The organism is Alkalihalobacillus sp. FSL W8-0930, from assembly GCA_037965595.1.
In the GTDB taxonomy this organism is placed as follows: domain Bacteria; phylum Bacillota; class Bacilli; order Bacillales; family Bacillaceae_D; genus Alkalicoccobacillus.
Map to the genome: position 1 here is coordinate 3,608,090 of CP150183.1, position 18,850 is coordinate 3,626,939.

General features: G+C 42.7%; 20 protein-coding genes. 5 read left to right on the forward strand and 15 right to left on the reverse strand.

The annotated features are described in order from the left end of the window. Positions 1–211: 211 nt before the first annotated feature. The 6 genes from NSQ54_18690 to NSQ54_18715 form a co-directional block, all read right to left on the reverse strand. Positions 212–556 (reverse strand): YxeA family protein, encoded by a 345-nt coding sequence (locus NSQ54_18690; GenBank protein ID WYP26331.1) that lies wholly within the window; start codon positions 554–556, stop codon positions 212–214. Between the two features lie 93 nt (positions 557–649). Then, positions 650–1,579, reverse strand: coding sequence for an AEC family transporter (locus tag NSQ54_18695; GenBank protein ID WYP26332.1), 930 nt, complete (start codon positions 1,577–1,579; stop codon positions 650–652). 20 nt (positions 1,580–1,599) lie between these two features. Then, positions 1,600–2,649, reverse strand: coding sequence for a 3-hydroxyisobutyryl-CoA hydrolase (locus NSQ54_18700; GenBank protein ID WYP26333.1), 1,050 nt, complete (start codon positions 2,647–2,649; stop codon positions 1,600–1,602). 112 nt (positions 2,650–2,761) lie between these two features. Beyond that, the gene (locus NSQ54_18705) at positions 2,762–3,382 is read right to left on the reverse strand and encodes a hypothetical protein (GenBank protein ID WYP26334.1); all 621 of its coding nucleotides are present in this window, start codon (positions 3,380–3,382) and stop codon (positions 2,762–2,764) included. Further along, positions 3,379–3,807 (reverse strand): permease prefix domain 1-containing protein, encoded by a 429-nt coding sequence (locus NSQ54_18710; protein WYP26335.1) that lies wholly within the window; start codon positions 3,805–3,807, stop codon positions 3,379–3,381. The genes NSQ54_18705 and NSQ54_18710 overlap by 4 nt, the downstream gene beginning before the upstream one ends. Further along, the gene (locus NSQ54_18715; protein ID WYP28592.1) at positions 3,807–4,121 is read right to left on the reverse strand and encodes a PadR family transcriptional regulator; all 315 of its coding nucleotides are present in this window, start codon (positions 4,119–4,121) and stop codon (positions 3,807–3,809) included. Before NSQ54_18715 ends, NSQ54_18710 begins: the two co-directional genes overlap by 1 nt. A 440-nt stretch (positions 4,122–4,561) precedes the next feature. On the opposite strand from NSQ54_18715, the gene NSQ54_18720 reads away from it, so the two are divergent. Next, positions 4,562–4,912, forward strand: coding sequence for a hypothetical protein (locus NSQ54_18720; GenBank protein ID WYP26336.1), 351 nt, complete (start codon positions 4,562–4,564; stop codon positions 4,910–4,912). A gap of 32 nt (positions 4,913–4,944) precedes the next feature. Here the strand turns inward: NSQ54_18720 and NSQ54_18725 are convergent, their stop codons facing one another. Next, a complete protein-coding gene (locus NSQ54_18725; protein WYP26337.1) occupies positions 4,945–6,258 on the reverse strand; it encodes a M48 family metallopeptidase in 1,314 nt (437 codons plus the stop codon). A gap of 213 nt (positions 6,259–6,471) precedes the next feature. On the opposite strand from NSQ54_18725, the gene NSQ54_18730 reads away from it, so the two are divergent. Further along, positions 6,472–7,446 (forward strand): iron-hydroxamate ABC transporter substrate-binding protein, encoded by a 975-nt coding sequence (locus NSQ54_18730; protein WYP26338.1) that lies wholly within the window; start codon positions 6,472–6,474, stop codon positions 7,444–7,446. Between the two features lie 100 nt (positions 7,447–7,546). Further along, positions 7,547–8,254: a 23S rRNA pseudouridine(2604) synthase RluF gene (rluF, locus tag NSQ54_18735; protein WYP26339.1), complete on the forward strand. Its 708-nt coding sequence runs from the start codon at positions 7,547–7,549 to the stop codon at positions 8,252–8,254. A gap of 280 nt (positions 8,255–8,534) precedes the next feature. On the opposite strand, the gene NSQ54_18740 is transcribed toward rluF, so the two are convergent. Next, a complete protein-coding gene (locus NSQ54_18740) occupies positions 8,535–9,542 on the reverse strand; it encodes a zinc-binding alcohol dehydrogenase family protein (protein ID WYP28593.1) in 1,008 nt (335 codons plus the stop codon). A 243-nt stretch (positions 9,543–9,785) separates the two neighbouring features. On the opposite strand from NSQ54_18740, the gene NSQ54_18745 reads away from it, so the two are divergent. After that, positions 9,786–10,721, forward strand: a complete 936-nt coding sequence (locus tag NSQ54_18745) for a DMT family transporter (GenBank protein ID WYP26340.1) — start codon at positions 9,786–9,788, stop codon at positions 10,719–10,721. Between the two features lie 10 nt (positions 10,722–10,731). After that, entirely contained in the window at positions 10,732–11,283 is a 552-nt protein-coding gene (locus tag NSQ54_18750) for a cysteine dioxygenase family protein (GenBank protein ID WYP26341.1), read from the forward strand. On the opposite strand, the gene NSQ54_18755 is transcribed toward NSQ54_18750, so the two are convergent. The 7 genes from NSQ54_18755 to NSQ54_18785 all read right to left on the reverse strand — a co-directional run bounded on the left by NSQ54_18755 (position 11,272) and on the right by NSQ54_18785 (position 18,847). Next, positions 11,272–12,192, reverse strand: coding sequence for an AEC family transporter (locus tag NSQ54_18755; protein WYP26342.1), 921 nt, complete (start codon positions 12,190–12,192; stop codon positions 11,272–11,274). The two genes, NSQ54_18750 and NSQ54_18755, sit on opposite strands and share 12 nt — an antisense overlap. Positions 12,193–12,278: 86 nt before the next feature. Beyond that, positions 12,279–12,548: a DUF3006 domain-containing protein gene (locus tag NSQ54_18760; protein WYP26343.1), complete on the reverse strand. Its 270-nt coding sequence runs from the start codon at positions 12,546–12,548 to the stop codon at positions 12,279–12,281. A gap of 34 nt (positions 12,549–12,582) precedes the next feature. Beyond that, positions 12,583–13,503: a ComEC/Rec2 family competence protein gene (locus tag NSQ54_18765; protein ID WYP26344.1), complete on the reverse strand. Its 921-nt coding sequence runs from the start codon at positions 13,501–13,503 to the stop codon at positions 12,583–12,585. An 81-nt stretch (positions 13,504–13,584) separates the two neighbouring features. Beyond that, on the reverse strand, positions 13,585–15,315 hold the full coding sequence (locus NSQ54_18770; GenBank protein WYP26345.1) for an ABC transporter ATP-binding protein: 1,731 nt from the start codon (positions 15,313–15,315) through the stop codon (positions 13,585–13,587). A gap of 681 nt (positions 15,316–15,996) precedes the next feature. Further along, positions 15,997–17,367, reverse strand: a complete 1,371-nt coding sequence (locus tag NSQ54_18775; protein ID WYP26346.1) for an aminotransferase — start codon at positions 17,365–17,367, stop codon at positions 15,997–15,999. 23 nt (positions 17,368–17,390) lie between these two features. Then, positions 17,391–18,623 carry a Zn-dependent hydrolase gene (locus NSQ54_18780; protein WYP26347.1) on the reverse strand — a complete coding sequence of 411 codons (1,233 nt, stop codon included), beginning with the start codon at positions 18,621–18,623 and terminating at the stop codon, positions 17,391–17,393. Then, the gene (locus NSQ54_18785; protein ID WYP26348.1) at positions 18,620–18,847 is read right to left on the reverse strand and encodes a hypothetical protein; all 228 of its coding nucleotides are present in this window, start codon (positions 18,845–18,847) and stop codon (positions 18,620–18,622) included. The genes NSQ54_18780 and NSQ54_18785 overlap by 4 nt, the downstream gene beginning before the upstream one ends. Between the last annotated feature and the right edge of the window lie 3 nt (positions 18,848–18,850).

Here is an 18,850-nt window from a genome sequence, read left to right on the forward strand (position 1 = left end):
TATGAGCCTTTTCACATCTCGAACGCTTCAGTCTTCCTGCTAATGCTCCAGTTTTCCCGCTAATGCTACAATTTCATTCCTTAATGCTCCAGCCTTCCTGCTAATGCTCCAATTTTGATCCTTAACGCTCCAATCCTCCTGCTAACGCTCCAATCCCCCCACCCACAAAAAAGCAACGAACCTCACTTTCAGATTCATTGCCTACACTTCTTTATGATTGTTCGTCTAACTCTTTCTTAATCTCCTCAGGAACATCCGATTCGTTCACTTCTTGATAGGTCTTTGCTTCACCATTTCTCATTGTGACGGTGAGATACGCTCCCATACGTAATTTTTTCATACCACTAAATTCAATCGTTTCACTATCTCCATCTTTTGTTATACCAAGTGTTTCGTAATTTCGATTGGTCGCCTCTGGTGGAGCATCAGCGGGCTCAACTCCCTCATCTACAATCTTTACATAATAGTCTTCTTCTTGAAAGCTAGTAAAGACCATGTACCCCGCAATGGCTGCGACGATTACTAAAATAAACGTAATTCCTACTTTTTTCATCATCTAGCACCTCTCTTCTACTTCTTAGTTTACTATTCACGAAGAGAGGAACCTATAGATTTCACTTACAGAAACCTTACATCTCTGTTAGGTTTCTTAAAACAAAAGTTGACTGAAATAAATAAAGAAGGTCACGGTGAAGCAGCTGGCAATCGTTGAAACGAGTACAGCCTGCGCTGCATACTCCGGATGATTGTTGTACTCCAAGGCAAATAGTGCACTATTTCTCGACATGGGGAACGAGCTTGCAATTAAAAGACCCTGCGCCACGGTGCCGTCCAATCCCATCACCCAGATAACGAGGAGTCCAATAAGCGGAGCTGCCACAAGTCTCCCGACAATCGAAACAAAAAACAACAGAGAGAATTGCTTAAGGGTTGGGTAGGCAATTTGCGCTCCCAATACAATTAATGCTAGCGCAATAAACCCATTCGAAACTTGCTCCATAGGTGTCTGAATAAAGGCTGGAATCTCCCAAGGCACTTGATAAAAAATCAATCCTACTACAAGAGCATAAATAATCGGTGTTTTAAACAGCTCTAATAGGTTGCTCCAAGAGCCATTTGATTTAGTTGATGCCGAGATCATGAGGCCATATGTATACGTAATTAAATTTTGGAACATCAGTACAATAACCTGTACGGAAATACCAAGTGGGTTTCCCGCAAAGACCAATTGACTAACCGGCAACCCAAAATTCCCAGAATTCATTAGCACAATACTATTTTGAAAAGTTGGTGCAAGGCTTGAATCGATCTTTAAAAGCTTCACCAACCCCCAGCTAAGAAAAGCCAAAATAACAAATTGAATCACTAAGAATCCACCAATATCAAGTAATAATCCAGCATCCAAATTACTATTTGAGATATTAACAAACACAACGACAGGAAGGAAAAAGTTCGTTAATAGCTTTGAAAAGGAAGCTAAGTGAAAGGAAAACTTTCGATGAAGCAGTGCTCCTGCTAGTAGTAAAACAAAGATTGGAAGCATGACTTGAATAACGATCTCCAATAAAAAATGCCACATACCCTATCCCTCTTCTATCTCTATTTTTCTAAAATCGATTGGACCGTTTCAGTAGGTACTTCTTGAACAGATTGGTACTCAAACGTTGGCTCTGTTCCTTTATCGACTAATAAGCAGCGAACCCCTTCATAGAAGTCATCACACTCCATAAACCGGGAGGCTACGTACTTATCAATTACTAATGCCTCATGAAAAGAAGTAAGATTGGTTCCGTTTGTTACATGAGCAAATGTCACACATAATGAGAGCGGCGACCTATTTTGAAGCTTGTTATATACACATTTAGCATCACTCGAAGCGTCTTCTCTTAAAGAATTCATGACTTCAGTTATTGAAGAATGAGAAAAATGCTTTTCAATGAAAGGGGTTAAATGATGGAGTCGTTCACTTTCTGGAGCTGGTTTGCCGAGCTTCCGCACACAATCATCTATGCTTGTACGAATTTCTTTTACCTCTCTCCATTCACGATGTATCAATTCATCTCTAAGCTTTGCTACGTCTTCTGATTGAACGTACCAATCCGCCACACCTATGGCTATTGCATCACCCGCTTGAATGGTTTCTCCAACAAGACCCAAATACATTCCAGTCGATTTAGAAGCTTGATTTAGAAAGTAAGCTGCACCGACATCTGGAAAGAAGCTAATCGCTGTTTCTGGCATGGCCCATTTTGTTTTTTCAGTTACTATGCGAACATCCGCACCGTAGGAAAGACCAACACCGCCTCCCATAACGATTCCGTCCATAAGAGCAACAATTGGCTTAGGGTAATCGGATACCAGTTGATCTGTATCATATTCTAATTCAAGAAAGGCAGTTGATTTAGCTCTACCCTCATCACTATTTCCATTATAATAGAGCTCCTTGATATCCCCACCTGCACAAAAGGCTTTCTTCCCTGAACCTTCTAACAGGACTATATGTACATCACCCGCCCCCCTCCACGCATGCAGGGTTTCATTTATCATCTTCACCATTTTTGATGAAAGTGAATTCAATGCCTTTTCTCTATTTAAGGTAATGATCCCAACTCCGGTTTTCGTTACATATGTCTGGACGTCTGCTGTCATATCGATTCTCCTTTTCCAAAAAAACACGACCTGCTTCGACCATAGCAGATAAAACAGAAAACGTGCAAGCGCTTAAACACAAAAAAACCTAACACCCTTGGATGTTAAGCTCTTACACCGTTCTTCGATACACAAAGAAGTAGATGGCTAAAGGCCACCATAACACCACAAAAATTGGATACACCGCCCAAACCACATCTGGTGAGGTCAGTGCATTCACATTCCAAAAGAAAATGGTCACAAGTATTGCGCCAAATACGGAAAAAAGCATGGGCCTCCTAGCAAACGTCACCGCTAAAGGCCACCAAAGAATGACAAAGGCCGGAAAAATGAACCATGGAAAGCCTGTTTGAAAAAATATGTTTAACGCAATGTAATAAAGAATAAACACGAGACTAGCAAGGATAGAAAATGTAGCCTCACCTGCTCGTCGACCAGCAAAGACAATAAGTGGCCAATATAGTAGTGGCAACCAAGCATAAAGGATCCAATAATAATCTGGTGTCTGTACGAGATTAATAGCGAATAACACAGTAATTAATAGAATCGAAACAATAAGTGCGTACCACTTGTGTCCATCAGAAAACTTAAATAACACATTAAGCGGCCACAATATTAGGAACAATGCTGGATAAATGGCCCAAAGATTCGTCGGAGTCGTTAACCAGTTCACCACAAATAGAAATGCAATCGTAAATAAAGATGCAATGATGGAGAATGGAAAAGATCTCATGCTTTTCTTCCTCCTTGCTTTAACCAATGAAAATACATAGATAAGGGCCACCATAGAATGGCAAAGGTCGGATATACAAACCAAATCGTTTGTGGAGAATATTCAAGATTCATAAAGACCATTAAAGCAATGATTAACGCACTGCCCCAAATAGAAAAGAGTAGATTTAGCTTTGGATGTGTCTTTTTACGTGATTTTATGGGTGCAGGCGTTGTCGTCCCTTGTAGTTCAGCTTTAATTTCATCAATGTCGCCAAAGTCTACAATGGTTTTGTTAATCGCATCTTCTTCATTTTTGCCCTGCTCCATTAAGTCCTGTGCTTTCTCCTCCAGGTTCATAATGATTTCTTCTTTTACTTGTATCACTTCTTCTGTATCCTGCAAATCCTGAAACAAACGCTCGACATGCTGTTTGATTTTCTTCATTAATCTAACTCCTCCATAAATAAATTCAATATCTCCTTCATTTCCTTCCACTCATTCATGGTTTCTTTTAAGTACGCCTTCCCAAGGATTGTGATCGCGTAATACTTTCGCTTGCCACCTTGTGATTGTTGACCAAAGTATGAGGCGATTAAGTCTTTCTTCTCAAGTCTCTGAAACACCGCGTATAATGTGGCTTCCTTTATCTCGAATTTCCCTTCGGTTCGCTTGCTAATCTCTTTAGAAATCTCATAGCCATAACGATCTTTTTCATAAACTAACCGAAGAATGATGGAGTCAACATGACCCCTTAACATATCACTACGGATAACAGACACCTGCTTTCATAATTACTCTACGTGATAGAACTATATGTGATAAAGTAATTATAAAATGGATTACTCTATCTGTCAAAGTAATTTCAGATAAGAAATATACACAGATATAGCGACAAATTCGCTTCGGGAGCAACTCTCGCTTTCGGTGGGTACGGTCTTAGCCTCTTACATGGAAAAACACTACCACTTTAGAAACTTCACCACATGTTGTATCCACTGGAGTCCGCAGCTCGATTTCTTCTTCATATTTGTTTCCTTGTCTCCGTGAAACTTTCTTTTTCTATGTAAACACCCATGAGATTCACTCTTCGATCAATAAGTGATATTATTACTCGTATTCTAATGTAAGAAGAATAAGGAATATCTAGAGGATAATATCTTAAACCAGGACTAAGGCAGGAATGTAAGGAGGCTGGCTGATGTTTGCCTGTAAAGTAAGGTGCCGAACAACCGTCTTTCTAAAGGTTGAAGAAGACGAACTAACACTTGAGGAAGCAAAAGCACGATTTAACAAATTAAAAAAGCAGTCCAAAGTCATCTCAATTAAGAAAATCTACGACTACAAGCATTGGAAGAATGATCACGGGGAAATAGCTGCCACAATGGAAGTCGACGTGCTGGTGCGTAACGACCCCTATGTTGATTACATGGCTGACTATGAATTAAGAGCCTGCCGTGTGATACGAGAAGAATTTTTCACAGCAGGTACAGCAATACAGGCACTTGATTCGCAGCGTTTTCAACCGTTACGGAAGCGTCCTTTTAGATAGAAAAAGAAGCGAGCTCCCTGGCCCGCTTCTTTTTATTTATTGACTGCTTCGATTAGTTCTTCTTTTGTATTGACATTCATTAAGTTGAGAGCACTATCTCCGTAATCATCTTCTACTTCTGGATCTGCTCCGTATTCAAGTAGAAGGGCTGCTGGCTCGTACACTCTGTTATACACCGTATAAATAAGTGGTGTCGTCCCGTAGTCATCTGGTACATTTGGATTTGCTCCTGCTTCCAACAACGCTTCCATTATGTCTAACTCTCCAAGATAAGAAGCTTGATGCAATGCAGTATCACCATAATAATCTTGTTCGTCCAGGTCCACATCTTCTGCAATCAATCGGTTTACTTCTTCTAAATCTCCATTACTTACCGCATTACCTAGTTCAGTCATATCATAATCATAATAACTGTCCTCATACTCTTCATATTCGGTAATCGAACTCAACTCTGAGCCGACCTCAGTTAGGACCGTTCCGAACACAACGCCTCCGAAAACTAAACTAATAATAAGACCAATATAAATAGCAATCCCTACAGCACCCAATATAACAATACCAATAACCACTTTCCCTGCATCTTCTGTATAAACAGGTTTATCTGTTTCACCCATAAACACACGCACAGATTGAATACGTTTTGGTAAGTTAGGATGAGTAGATAAGACTTCACTTAACCAAACCACACCATGTGACTCAGTAGATATTTGCTCAACAAACGCATCCTCATTCACTTCGGTATACGTTTTTTTACCGATACTTAAAATGGTTAAGGCTCGCTTAGCAGCGACAGGGTTATTTGTGATAAACGCTGCCTCACGGTCACACGAGTATTCGCATGAACGACTGTACGCCTGAGCTAAGAAGGGAATAAACTGGGCAGGTGCAATAAGGATGTTCTTCCATACATGTCTGCGTCTCACGTGAGCCAACTCATGTGCAATAATAAAATCAAGCTCTTCCTTCCCTTGCTCACGTCCTAAATCAAAGATTTCAGAATATAACACAACCATGTTGCGTCCCCAGAAGCGTGTGGCAAATGCATTTAAGATCCCTTCTGACTGAATGACAAACACATCAGGCACTTTTGCTAGTCCCATTTGCTCTGACATAACTTTTACTCGTTCGTATACCTCTGGAAACTGATGCTCACTAATCCGCACACCATTGCCACGGATTGAACCGAGCATCATCATATTTAGGAACATCATAATTGCAAAAAGAACAAGGGCAATTCCGATTCCAATAACGGAAAAGGCTGCGATAAGATAAACAAACACACTAAAAATAATAGCTAATACAAAGTAAACCGTTTCTCTTGAAGACGTCATTTTATTCTGATCCAACGTTTTGTTCCTCCTGCTTGTACATATTTCTCTTCCATCATATCGGCTAACTCAAGATAATAATAGATAATATTGTCATAGATAAGTAACTTTTTTTGTTGGAACTTCAGACTTTTCCGATAGAATATTGGAATGATCTAGATCTTTTCAAAAAAGTTTGATATATTTTAAATGATAATGATATTCATTACTAATTAATCCGGAGGTACATTCATGCAGTGGAATAAACGAACAAGTCTAGCATTCATTCTTGGCCTCACTCTCATCCTTGGGGCGTGTAACGCAAACTCTGAAACAGAAACTACTACTGAAGGAAATACAGATTCAGAAAACACTGAAACAAAGGTCTTTGAATTAAACGGTAGTGAGGTTGACATTCCAACTAACCCTGAACGCATTGTGACGGACATCTATGCTGGAGAGTTCTTTTCAGTAGGAGCAAATGTCGTTGGTGCCGGTTCTTGGAGCTTTGGGAATCCCCTCCTTGAGGAGCAATTAGCTGATGTTACAGACATTGGAGACCCTGTAAACCTTGAGACAGTATTAGCTGCTGAGCCCGATTTAATCGTCGTGATGAGCGACGAGAATCTTGATGAGCTCGAAGCCATTGCTCCAACTGTTGTTATTCCATATAACACTACAACGACAACTCAGGACACAGTTGCTTTATTTGGTGAAATTGCAGGACGCGAGCAAGAAGCGGAACAATTTATTTCTGACTTTGAAGAGAAAGCAGCTCAAGGTCGACAAGAGCTTGAAGGCGTAATTGAAGATGGTGCCACAGTTGGTCTTTATGAAATGACAGACAAGGGTGCATTTTGGGTGTTCGGTGATGCTGGAGGCCGTGGGGGTCAAGCGTTATACAATGCTTTGGGACTCGAGGCACCTGAAACCATTCAATCAGACATTATTGAAACCGGTGAAGTAAAGGAACTATCCATGGAAGTTGTCCCTGATTACGCAGCAGACTATATTTTTATTACCGATTATAATCCTGAAGGGACAAGCAATAGCCTTGATCAATTCACTGAGTCTGCGATCTGGAACGACCTTGATGCAGTAAAGAATAATCGCGTGTTTGTAAATGATTTTGATACGTTTTATCCATATAACCCGATTTCTGTTTCTCATCAAATTGATCTGTTTGTTGAGATGATTAAAGAGCGAGCCACAGAAAACGGAGAATAATCCTATTCCCCTTTCGGCTTCTGTACATTGTGCTTTGAATATTGTATGGTTAAGGCAAATCAATCAGAACCGTACAAGATCAAAGCTAGGATGTGTCAACATGCGAATCAACAAATTTATTAGTGAAACTGGAAAGTCCTCTCGTCGGGGAGCTGACAAGCTGATTAACAGTGGCCGCGTGACGATTAATGGTAAAGTAGCGAAGCTCGGGGACCAAGTGAACCCTGGTGATAACGTGGTCGTAAACGGTGAGTCCATTAACATTGTAAAAAACAACGTGTATATTGCGCTAAACAAACCAGTGGGCATCACAAGTACATCAGAGAAAAAGGTAAAGGGGAATATCATTGACCTGGTGAATCACCCACTCAAAGTTAACCATGTAGGGCGATTGGACAAGGATTCAGAAGGTCTCATTTTACTGACAAACGATGGTGACATTGTAAATGAAATTCTTCGCGCAGAAAATCGTCATGAAAAAGAGTACATTGTCTCTGTCGATAAACCAATTACTCCGGAATTTCTGAAACAAATGTCTGAGGGTGTTCATATTCTTGGTACAAAAACCTTACCGTGTAAAGTGACTCAGCTCTCGAAGTTTGAGTTTGAGATTATCTTAACACAAGGCTTAAACCGACAAATTCGCAGAATGTGTGAAGAACTAGGATACGAAGTGTATCGCCTTCAACGTACACGTATTATGAATATTCACTTGAAGAACCTACCCGTTGGTCAGTGGCGTGATTTAACAAAAAAAGAACGGACGCAGCTTTTTAAGGAGTTAAATTACGAACCTAGAGAATGGTAAGTTGATAAATGAAGAGGACGCCGGGACATAACATTAATGCGGATAACAAAACACGAACGTAGCACCAAATCCGCTTCAGGTGAAGCCCTTGCACCTGCGGGAACGGCCTCAGCCCCTTTCGCGGGAAAACGCCGCTACAGTGTCTTCACCGCGTTATGTTCCGTAGGAGTCTCGGGTTCACACCCGCTCGTTCAAATAAAAACACGAATGGCGAATGATTCTGCAATTAAATCATTCGCCATTTTTTAATTTAGTTATATCCCAAGCCCTTTTTTGTTCGTTAAAACCCATCCACAACAACTTTGCCAATCATGCTCCCACTCTCGACCATTTGATGCGCCTGCTTAATGGTTTTTGCTTCGATTGGGTGTAGTGTTTCTGTGAGCGTTGTTTGCAGGTGACCTTCTTCAACGAGGTGACTCACTTGGTTTAACAGCTCTTGTTGCTTTTTCATATCGCTTGTTTCATACATCGCACGAGTGAACATAAACTCCCAGACAAACGTTGCACTCTTGCTTTTTAACACATTTAGATCAAGTGGATCTTTGTTTTCTACAATGGAGCATATCTTTCCTTGTGGCTTAATGATTGTAGCCATAGCATCCCAGTGTTGATCCGTGTTATTTAAACAGAAAATGTAATCAACTTCTTCGGATAATTGTTCTTCTAGAGAGTGATGGTGATTAACCACTCCGTCTGCCCCAAGCTTACGAACCCATGTTGATGTCTCTTCGCGTGATGCGGTTGCGGTCACATGTAAACCAGCCCACTTCGCCAGTTGTATTGCGATAGAACCTACACCACCTGCTCCACCAATAATGAGAAGATGCTTCTCTTTATTTTGCTCCGTCTGCTCTGGATCAATGGCTAACCTTTCAAACAAACCTTCCCAGGCTGTAATCGTGGTTAAAGGAAATGCAGCAGCTTTTGCAAAATCAAGCGTCCGCGGTTTTTGTCCTACAATTCGTTCGTCCACCAGCTGGTATTCGCTATAAGAGCCTGGTCGCGTGATACTTCCTGCATAATAGACTTCATCTCCCACTCTAAAGTCTGTACAGTCTTCACCCACGGCCTCAACAATCCCACTTGCATCCCAACCCAGAACACGCGGCTCCTCTTCCACATCATCCTTTGGTGCACGTTGTTTTGTGTCAACAGGATTCACTGAAACCGCCATAACTTTAACAAGGAGATCCCGGCCAGTCGGTTCAGGTTTCTCAAGTTCCACATCTAGGAAGCTTTCTTCATGCTCAATTGGTAAGTAGCGTTTTAGTCCAACTGCTTTCATCATTTTATCGTCTCCTCTTTATTCATCTATGTATCTCTATACCCTTGCATGCAGTCGTGTAACTTCTTTTATACCCGCTCCCGGTTTAGCTGACACGCTTTCCTAGGGAGGACGGTGAACTAACCCTGGCTTTGCCAGTCTTATTTCACCCCTGTCCTTTGTTCCCTTAGGAGTCGGTCAGCCAACCCGTCCGCTATCATATTAACAATCGATTTAGCCTCATGAATAAAGCGGGACATGCATATGCTTGTACAAAGCATTGTGAAAGGAATGGAATGTATGTCACTATCTACACCTTCTTCTGCTGCATCAATGTATGCTCTTCTCTCAATCAGCTTTTGGGGTGTTTCCTTTGTCTCAACCAAAGCTGTTCTTCATACACTTGACCCCTTAACACTCTTAGTTCTTCGCTTTGGCATTGGGGCTTTGTTTCTATTTTTTCTAATTATTTCCCAGGGAATAAGTTTACGAATTCAGCTAAAGTACATGCCTCACCTTATCATACTCGGCGTACTTGGTGTATTTGTTCACCAGCTCCTTCAAGCGTCTGCCCTGCTTACGATCGATGCCTCTGCTGCCGGATGGATGATTTCGTTTGCACCGGTCTTCACGATGTTTCTATCCATTCTTTTTTTACAAGAACGCATATCGCCTTTTAAAATAGGTGGGGTCCTTCTTGCAGTCATTGGCGTCCTACTTATAACAACCGCCAGATCGGGACATTCCCTCTCATTTGGTCTTCAAATAGGCTACTTCCTAATGCTTGCGAGCACATTTAATTGGGCGGTTTATTCGATTTTACTAAAGAAATTAGCCGTTCCCCTCCCTTCAATTGTAATTACCTTTTATATGTGTACATTTGGATTTGTACTCACTCTTCCCTTTCTTTTTCAAACAAAGGGTTGGCAGGCACTGCCTCTATTGTCCGGGTCAGAATGGCTTCATCTTATCTTTTTAGGCGTATTCGTATCAGGGGTTTCCTATTGGTTCTGGGCGAAATCATTAGAAGTGATGGAAGCATCGAAGGTCTCTGCTTTTCTCTATCTTGAACCACTTACCACACTTATTGCCGCTGTCCTTTTACTACACGAGGAAATCTTACTCATAAGTGTACTTGGCGGTATCATAGTTATCTTAGGAGTCATCATTGCCAATCGTCCAGTTGTATCTAATAAATAAGGAGGTTTCCATGGATTACCTTCAAAGAATTGAACAAGGGCTGAAGCAGCTAACCTCCCCTACAAAGGAAGAGCTGAGGGGAGCCCTCATTTCCTTAAATACAACCATGCACGATCTCAAGCCCTTTTTACAAATGGATCCCTACAAGCCTTATTACCGTAAGCTTTTATTTCAAAATGATGAAGTGGAACTGCTTCTCATGAATTGGTCTGACCTCTCTTGTGCTCCTCACGATCATGGACACTCCTCCGGTTGGATTCAGATCATGACAGGATCAACGATTAACACCGTGTACAGAGTAGATATAGGAGAACTGCCCGAAGCCTACTTTTCACGGCTGGAGCAACACGGGACCATATTCTTTGCCCCAAAATATGGGGTACACAAGATGCGTGCAAAAGAAGAAACGCTCGTTACACTACACCTGTACTCCCCACCTATTAAAGATATGATTGTTTATGATCTCAAGAAGTGTGCTGCATGTATGGTATCAGATCAATGTGGCGCATGGTGGCCAGAGGAGCAACGAGAAAAAGTGAAGGAGTGGAGACTAGACCAATAGAGGCTCCAATAGACGAACCAGTTTAAGTAATAGAATGACCGTCCCCGAAGCGGCAAGAGTTGTAAGTAACACCGAAACCGTAGCAAGCTTTGTATCACCGCCATAGGTCTCAGCAAATAAACAAATCGTCGGAGCACAAGGAGTAGCTGATAAAACCAGCGCTACTGCTATCCATTCAAAAGGCAATCCTAGAAATAAGACAGGAATCATAAAGAGCAAAGGTAAAACAATGAGTCTTAAGACAACGATCAGCCAAGTAAGCTTCGAACGCATATACTGCGTCCATTCACCAATGGGGATCGATGCCGTGAAACACCCAATCACAAGCATGGAAAGCGGGACTGTCATCTGTCCTATATTGGAAACAGCATGAAGTATAAAAGGCGGGAGAGAAATAGGTAAAAAGAAAAAACACAAACCGATCAGTGTAGCCAGCAGCCCTGGATTTTTCCAAAGGCCAAGTACACGAGAGCGGTCTGCCGTTTGCTTCATCAACCAAATGCCATAGGTCCAAATGAAAATAAAATACACCAGATTAAACACCATGGCTAAAAATAAATAGTCCGGTCCAAGCAGCTGGGTCACCATCGCAACTCCAATAAACCCTTGATTGCCAAATAACAACAGGTTCTGAAACACGCCCGCCGTCTCACTCCCTAACCGTAGCCACTTGGACATGAGTCTCACATAAATCGCCGTAGTAGCTAGAAAATAAACAGACAGGAGAATAAGCACACCTATCCCCACACCTACACTCCGGTCAAATGGAACATGGAGTGAAGAAATAATTAAAGAAGGCAATGTCACATACAAAAGCAGGTTGGTGAGCACAGGCCGACTCCCTGTGCCAAGCCACCCTAGACGATAGGCGACAAACCCGATACAGAAGATAACGTACAACTCTACCATGTGCGACCCTCCCTCGCGTTTAAGATGATCGTTTATCTTATTCAGGAAAGAGGGTTTAGGGAATGAAAAAGAGACCAGGCATGTGCCTAGTCTCCATTATTCTTCCTTTTCATCTTTTTTTGCTCTCGTAATTGTGCCATCTTGCCTCGAATCCGCTTTGTTTGTGCGTGTGTTGCACTCTCGTCTAATTGAACGGATTTGATTTCATGATCCTCACACTTAACGAGCAAAAGACTTCCTTCCTTTGCCTCGCTCGGAAGGAGATCTCGCTTTAAATGGAATTCTTTCTCTTCACTCCCCACTAACAACACGGCGATGCTTTGATCTTCAAAACGATCAAGAACTGCTTTTTCCAACATAACATGCTCCCTTCATTTGGAGTGGCCGTCATTAAAATTCAGTTTCTACTCGTACCGTTTGTCCATCCGTCCGAACGTTGACCGTACCGTTCTCCATTGTACCGTAGATGTCCGCTCCTACTTTTTCTACCCGTCTGATGGCAGATTCTCCTGGGTGACCATAGCTATTATTCTCTCCGGCTGAATAAATGGCGATGTCCGGCTGCACTTCTTCAAGAAAAAAGTCATGGCTTGACGTGTTTGATCCGTGATGTCCCATGATCAATACCTCACTTTGTAGATCCAACCCTGTATCAACCATTTCTTGCTCTCCAGCTCTTTCTGCATCACCAGTGAAAAGAAACGAAACCTCACCATATGTAAGCTTAAGGGATACAGAATCATTATTTAAATCACCTGTAAGCTCCTCTGATGGATGTAAGATATGTATTTGAAAATCTCCCTGCTCATACGATTCACCAGCAATCGGTTCGATGACCTCTGCATCACTTTCTAACAGAGAATCCACCAATCGTTCAAATACTTGAGATGTTGTTTCGTTTCCATCAATCCAAACGGTTTGAGGATCGTACATTCGAACGATCTCATCTGCATTTCCAATATGATCTGCATGTGGATGAGTCAGGACAAGTAGATCAATGTGTTCGATCTCCTCAGCGGCAAGATGATCAAAGATAGCATCACTGTCATGTCTACCTGTATCAATTAAAATAGTCGCCTCATCCGATTGAACAAGTGCACTGTCCCCCTGGCCAACGTCAAAAATCGTTACGGACGCCTCGCCATCGACTAACGGAGCAACTGAATTTCTAATGTCTCTTGGAGCATCAGCTGCACTAGTTGCCGTTTCATCAAATAATCCATCCAGTAATTCAAACAACTCTCCCTCACTACAGGCTGTTAAACAAATCGTAGCAAGTAAACTCATAATGATCATTCTACATTTCTTCACTGGTGTCCTCCCATAAGATGTATGTATGAAAATAGAAAGGGGCAAGCTCATCCGCAAAGAATGGCTTGCCCCATGTTCCACTTACGCCCCTGCGTAATCAAAATCAAACTGAGCCTGGTGAAGTCGGCTGTACGTCCCTTTTTGCTGAAGTAGCTCCTGGTGCGTCCCTTCTTCTTCTATCCCGTTTTCAGTGACCACAAAAATGCGGTCGGCTTCCTTAATCGTTGCAAGTCGGTGCGCAATCACGATCGTTGTGCGACCAACAGATAGCTCGGCTAGTGCCTGCTGGATTGCGGATTCGGTCTCTGTATCTAGTGCAGACGTCGCCTCATCCAAAATTAAGATGGCAGGATTCTTTAAGAACATGCGTGCAATGGAAAGGCGCTGCTTTTGACCACCAGATAGCTTCACGCCTCGTTCGCCAATTAACGTATCCAAGCCCTCAGGAAGCGATTGAATAATCTTCGTCATTTGAGCTTGCTCAGCTGCTTTCCAAATCTCTTCATCTGTCGCACCAAGCTTACCGTAAGCGATGTTTTCACGAATGGATGCATCAAACAAGAACACATCCTGCTGAACCACACCAATTTGCTCCCTGAGTGACGCCATCGTGAGATCGTGGATTGACGTATGATCAATCAGAATCTCTCCACCTTCTATTTCATAGAAACGAGGGAGTAAACTCGTAATCGTTGTTTTCCCTGCTCCCGATGGACCAACAAGCGCAACGGTTTCTCCTGCTTTTATCGAGAAATTCACTCCATTAAGAACCTTGTCTTTGTTCTCATACCCAAACACAACATCCTTGTACGTAATCTCTCCCTTCACTTGATCCACATGAATCGCATCAGGACGGTCCTCCTGCTCAGGCTTCATGTTAAGAAGGTCAAGATAACGTCTAAATCCTGCAATTCCCTTTGGATACATCTCCATGACCGCATTAAGCTTTTGAATTGGTCCAATCATTACATTAGCAAGTAGTACAAACGCAACAAACTCTCCATACGTTAACTCACCCTGGATCACAAACCATGTACCACAAAGCAAAACAAAGATTAAAAGAAACTTCATTAAGATTTGGCTAAAAGCTGTGTGCTTTGCCATAATTTTATAAGATTCAAGCTTCGAGAAACGGAAATGATTATTATTTGTTTGGAATTTATCCATTTCATGCTTTTCATTAACAAATGCTTTTACAACACGAATTCCGGTTACATTGTTTTCTACACGCGAGTTAAAATCAGCAATACTTCCGAATAACATCGTCATAGCCACTGACATCTTTTTACCAAAATAATACGTAAATAAAATTAAAAATGGCACAAGTACAAACGTTAAAATAGCAAGCTTCCAATTGATTGTCAACATGATTCCAAACGCACCAAGTAGTGTCATGATGGAAATAGCAAGCTCCTCAGGACCATGGTGAGCGATCTCTCCAATGTCCATTAAATCATTTGTCAGTCGAGACATCAGATGACCCGTTTTTGTATTATCAAAATACTGAACCGATTGATTTTGAATGTGAGAAAACAAATCCCTTCTCATATCTGTCTCAATATTAATCCCAAGCTTATGCCCCCAATAGGTGACCACATAATGAAAGCCCCCATTAAAGATATACATAGCAAACAGGCCAACCCCACCCCACAAAATCAGCTGCCAATTCCCTGAAGGTAGAAGATTATCTATTACATAATTAATAGCGAGAGGAAACGCGAGCTCAAGAGCTCCTGCTAAAATTCCACAAGCCAGAGTAAACGCAAACAGTGCTTTATACGGTTTGTAATACGACATAAACGCTCGTAGCATAATTGACTCCTTTTCTACTATCTGATATTCATTCTCAATTATATAGTGTACGCTACTCCATTATACATAGCAATCATTACTTTCAGACTGTTTACACAAAAAAGAGGTGGAGAGGGATTGGTGCGGTGGCGCGCAGCTCGCGCACTCTCCCTTCATTCCCGCGCACTTCTATCCCAACTCGCGCACCTCACCTTCATTCCCGCGCATTTTCATCCCGACTCGCGCACCCACACCTCATTCCCGCGCACTTCTATCCCAACTCGCGCACCTCACCTTCATTCCCGCGCATTTTCATCCCGACTCGCGCACCCACACCTCATTCCCGCGCACTTCTATCCCGACTCGCGCATCCCACCTTCATTCCCGCGCATTTTCATCCCGACTCGCTCACCTCACCTTCATTCCCGCGCATTTTCATCCCGACTCGCGCACCCACACCTCATTCCCGCGCACTTTCTCCCCGACTCGCGCACCTCACCTTCATTCCCGCGCATTTTCTCCCCGACTCGCGCACCCACACCTCATTCCCGCGCACTTTCTCCCCGACTCGCGCATCCCACCTTCATTCCCGCGCATTTTCTCCCCGACTCGCGCACCCACACCTCATTCCCGCGCACTTTCTTCCCGGCCCGCGCACCCATCCATCCAGCCCCGCACACAAAAAAAGATAGACCCCATGGCCTATCCTCCACTCTCATCTTCTACAATTTCTCGTATCACTTCTGTTACTGTCCGCACTAAAAATTCAAGGTCCTCTTCTGTTGATGTGAGGGGCGGAGCTAATATGAGAACATTACTTCCGTTTGGAATCGTATCGCTGTTTTTACCGATAATAAGTCCCTTCGCCTGACAGGCTGCCACTACAGATATCAACATTGCATCCGGGGCGGGCGTCTTTGTTGTTTTGTCGCTCACAAGTTCAATGCCATATAAAAATCCAATACCCCGGACATCCCCTACCGTCGGCCATTCTGTTAGCTGTTTTAATTTACCTAGAATTCGATCACCTAGCTCCTCCACTCTTTCTACGATATGATCTCGCTCAATAATCTCAATGGCTTTTAATGCTACAGCGCATGAGGCAGGGTGGCCTCCGTAGGTAGAAATATGCCTGAAATGGTTATCTTCCGACTGTTCTTTAAAGGATTCATAGATACTTCGCTTTACACAGGTAGCTCCAAGAGGAAGGTAACCACTTGTTAAGCCTTTTGCCAGAGTGATGATATCTGGTTTAAAGTTCTCAGCATGTAGATGACCAAACATTCTACCTGTTCGGCCAAATCCAGAAACAACTTCATCTAGGATTAACAGTACATTGTACTTGTCACAAATTTCTCTAACCCGGTCATAATACAGCGAGGTCTGCGGATAGAGGACTCCTCCTCCTGAAATAATGGGCTCCATTATAAAAGCAGCAACCGATTCTGGTCCTTCCCAAAGAATTGTTTGTTCTAAAAAATCTGCTGCCAGCTCATCATCTCTTAATGGATCTCCAAAGCTTGACCGATATGCATAGGGTGGTGGTACATGTAGAAATCCAGGTGCGATGGGGTCGTATTTCATTTTTCGATTGGCCTGTGCAGTAGCACTTAAAGCCCCTAATGAATTCCCGTGGTATGCGCGATACCTTGAGATGATCTTATATTTCTCTGGATGCCCCGTCTGCTTGTGATGCTGCCTTGCTAACTTGAAGGCTGTTTCATTTGCATCGGATCCGCCATTTGCAAAAAACGTACGATATCCACCTAAAAGCTGATCCAGCTTCTTTGCTAGTTTAATCGCCGGCTTATGGCCGAGGGATAGAGGAAAATAAGCGAGCTCACTCATTTGTTTGGTCGCTGCATCTATAATTTCTGACTGACCATGCCCTAGATTCAAACACCAAAGTCCAGAGACCCCGTCCATGTACCGCTGACCCTTTGTATCAAAAAACCAAGAGCCTTCTCCTCTCTCAGCAACCATTGGTTGTTTATCTGGTTGGTACCGATGCATTGCATGCCACACGTATTGTTGATCCTTCTCTTCATGCGTTTGACCTGTCATGGATTTCATCCGAGCAACGCTCCCTTCACTCATCATGATCCTGAAAGCTCTAAGACTGTCTCAAGCAACAGATTAACTCCATTCTCACACTCCTCCCATGATGTATATTCATCCTCGTCGTGGCTTTTTCCACCCGCACTTGGCACAAAAATCATGGCAGTAGGCATCACAGTCGAGATAAATTGTGCATCATGCCCTGCACCGCTGACCATTCGCTTATAAGGTAATTCAAGCGTTTGAGCTGCTCTTTCAATTCTATGAACAAGCTCTGGATCAAACCAGACTGTCTCTCTTGACCATAGCTTTTTGACTGTATGCTGGCATTCAATTTCCCGTCTGTTAACGATCTCATAGACGATATCTTCCACTTTTTGAAGAATGTCCGCACGTTGATGCCTAGCCTCAAGTGAGAAGATGACCTTATTTGGGATCACTGTATGAATGTTTGGATATACATTAAACCTCCCCATCGTATAGACTAAGGCCGAATCAAGCGCACCAAGCTGTTCATGTAGTGCAGTCATGCAGCCGTTCGCTGCAGTTAACGCATCTCGCCTCATCTGTTGAGGTGTTGTTCCTGCATGATTGGACTCACCAATAATTTCAATTTCATAGCAGCTCATGCCGACAACACAATCTACTGCACCAATTTTAAGAGATTCCGCTTCTAAAACCGGCCCTTGTTCAATATGAAGCTCTAGAAATGCCCTTCCATCAGTCAAACGATTTTCTACTAAACCTACAAAACCGATGTCCTCTAATGCTTCTTGAACGGTGACACCGTTTGAGTCAGGAGTACCTAGCATTGTGTTTGTATCGAATTTTCCAGCTATCACTCCAGAGGCCATCATGGAAGGTTCAAATCTCGCTCCTTCCTCATTCGTGAAGTTAACGACAACAATCGCACATTCTGGTTTAATGTCCTGTTCTACGAGATAGCGTACAACCTCAAGTCCAGCAACTACGCCTAGAACACCGTCAAAGCGTCCTCCTTTTTTTACCGAGTCAAGATGTGATCCAAGATATATGGCAGGTTGATCTGGGTCCTTCCCTTCCAGCCTGCTATACATTACACCTAAGTCATCTATGGTTGTGACCATTCCGAGCGCATCACATTGCTCTTTAACATAATTCCTTGCTTGTAAATCTTCCTTTGTAAGCGCAAGCCTTGTTACACCTTGTCTTTCAGTCGCACCAAATGTAGCCAGGTCTTCAAGCGTTTGCCGTAAACGCACACCGTTTATCGCTAGCTTTTGTTGATTCATGTCACCTTCCTCCTATTTAAAAGTTGTAGGCAAAGCATCGTTGCAAGATACTTTCTTGAATTGGCGTTTCCGATATGAATGATCTGTTGTTCACCACTCTTAGAATGTTTAAACTGAACGTTGGTCCCATTTAAATCATCGTTCACTTCTAGAATGTCATACCCGTCTTCAAGATACTGATCTATTAACTGTTTTTCTGATATAAAGTATCCGTACTCTGCCATTCC

Excerpts from the sequence above, each read along its gene's own strand:
- NSQ54_18690 (WYP26331.1), bottom strand. The coding sequence starts at position 556 with ATGATGAAAAAAGTAGGAATTACGTTTATTTTAGTAATCGTCGCAGCC.
- NSQ54_18695 (WYP26332.1), bottom strand. The coding sequence starts at position 1,579 with ATGTGGCATTTTTTATTGGAGATCGTTATTCAAGTCATGCTTCCAATC.
- NSQ54_18700 (WYP26333.1), bottom strand. The coding sequence starts at position 2,649 with ATGACAGCAGACGTCCAGACATATGTAACGAAAACCGGAGTTGGGATC.
- NSQ54_18705 (WYP26334.1), bottom strand. The coding sequence starts at position 3,382 with ATGAGATCTTTTCCATTCTCCATCATTGCATCTTTATTTACGATTGCA.
- NSQ54_18710 (WYP26335.1), bottom strand. The coding sequence starts at position 3,807 with ATGAAGAAAATCAAACAGCATGTCGAGCGTTTGTTTCAGGATTTGCAG.
- NSQ54_18715 (WYP28592.1), bottom strand. The coding sequence starts at position 4,121 with ATGTTAAGGGGTCATGTTGACTCCATCATTCTTCGGTTAGTTTATGAA.
- NSQ54_18720 (WYP26336.1), top strand. The coding sequence starts at position 4,562 with ATGTTTGCCTGTAAAGTAAGGTGCCGAACAACCGTCTTTCTAAAGGTT.
- NSQ54_18730 (WYP26338.1), top strand. The coding sequence starts at position 6,472 with ATGCAGTGGAATAAACGAACAAGTCTAGCATTCATTCTTGGCCTCACT.
- rluF (WYP26339.1), top strand. The coding sequence starts at position 7,547 with ATGCGAATCAACAAATTTATTAGTGAAACTGGAAAGTCCTCTCGTCGG.
- NSQ54_18740 (WYP28593.1), bottom strand. The coding sequence starts at position 9,542 with ATGAAAGCAGTTGGACTAAAACGCTACTTACCAATTGAGCATGAAGAA.
- NSQ54_18745 (WYP26340.1), top strand. The coding sequence starts at position 9,786 with ATGCTTGTACAAAGCATTGTGAAAGGAATGGAATGTATGTCACTATCT.
- NSQ54_18750 (WYP26341.1), top strand. The coding sequence starts at position 10,732 with ATGGATTACCTTCAAAGAATTGAACAAGGGCTGAAGCAGCTAACCTCC.
- NSQ54_18755 (WYP26342.1), bottom strand. The coding sequence starts at position 12,192 with ATGGTAGAGTTGTACGTTATCTTCTGTATCGGGTTTGTCGCCTATCGT.
- NSQ54_18770 (WYP26345.1), bottom strand. The coding sequence starts at position 15,315 with ATGCTACGAGCGTTTATGTCGTATTACAAACCGTATAAAGCACTGTTT.
- NSQ54_18775 (WYP26346.1), bottom strand. The coding sequence starts at position 17,367 with ATGAAATCCATGACAGGTCAAACGCATGAAGAGAAGGATCAACAATAC.
- NSQ54_18780 (WYP26347.1), bottom strand. The coding sequence starts at position 18,623 with ATGAATCAACAAAAGCTAGCGATAAACGGTGTGCGTTTACGGCAAACG.
- NSQ54_18785 (WYP26348.1), bottom strand. The coding sequence starts at position 18,847 with ATGGCAGAGTACGGATACTTTATATCAGAAAAACAGTTAATAGATCAG.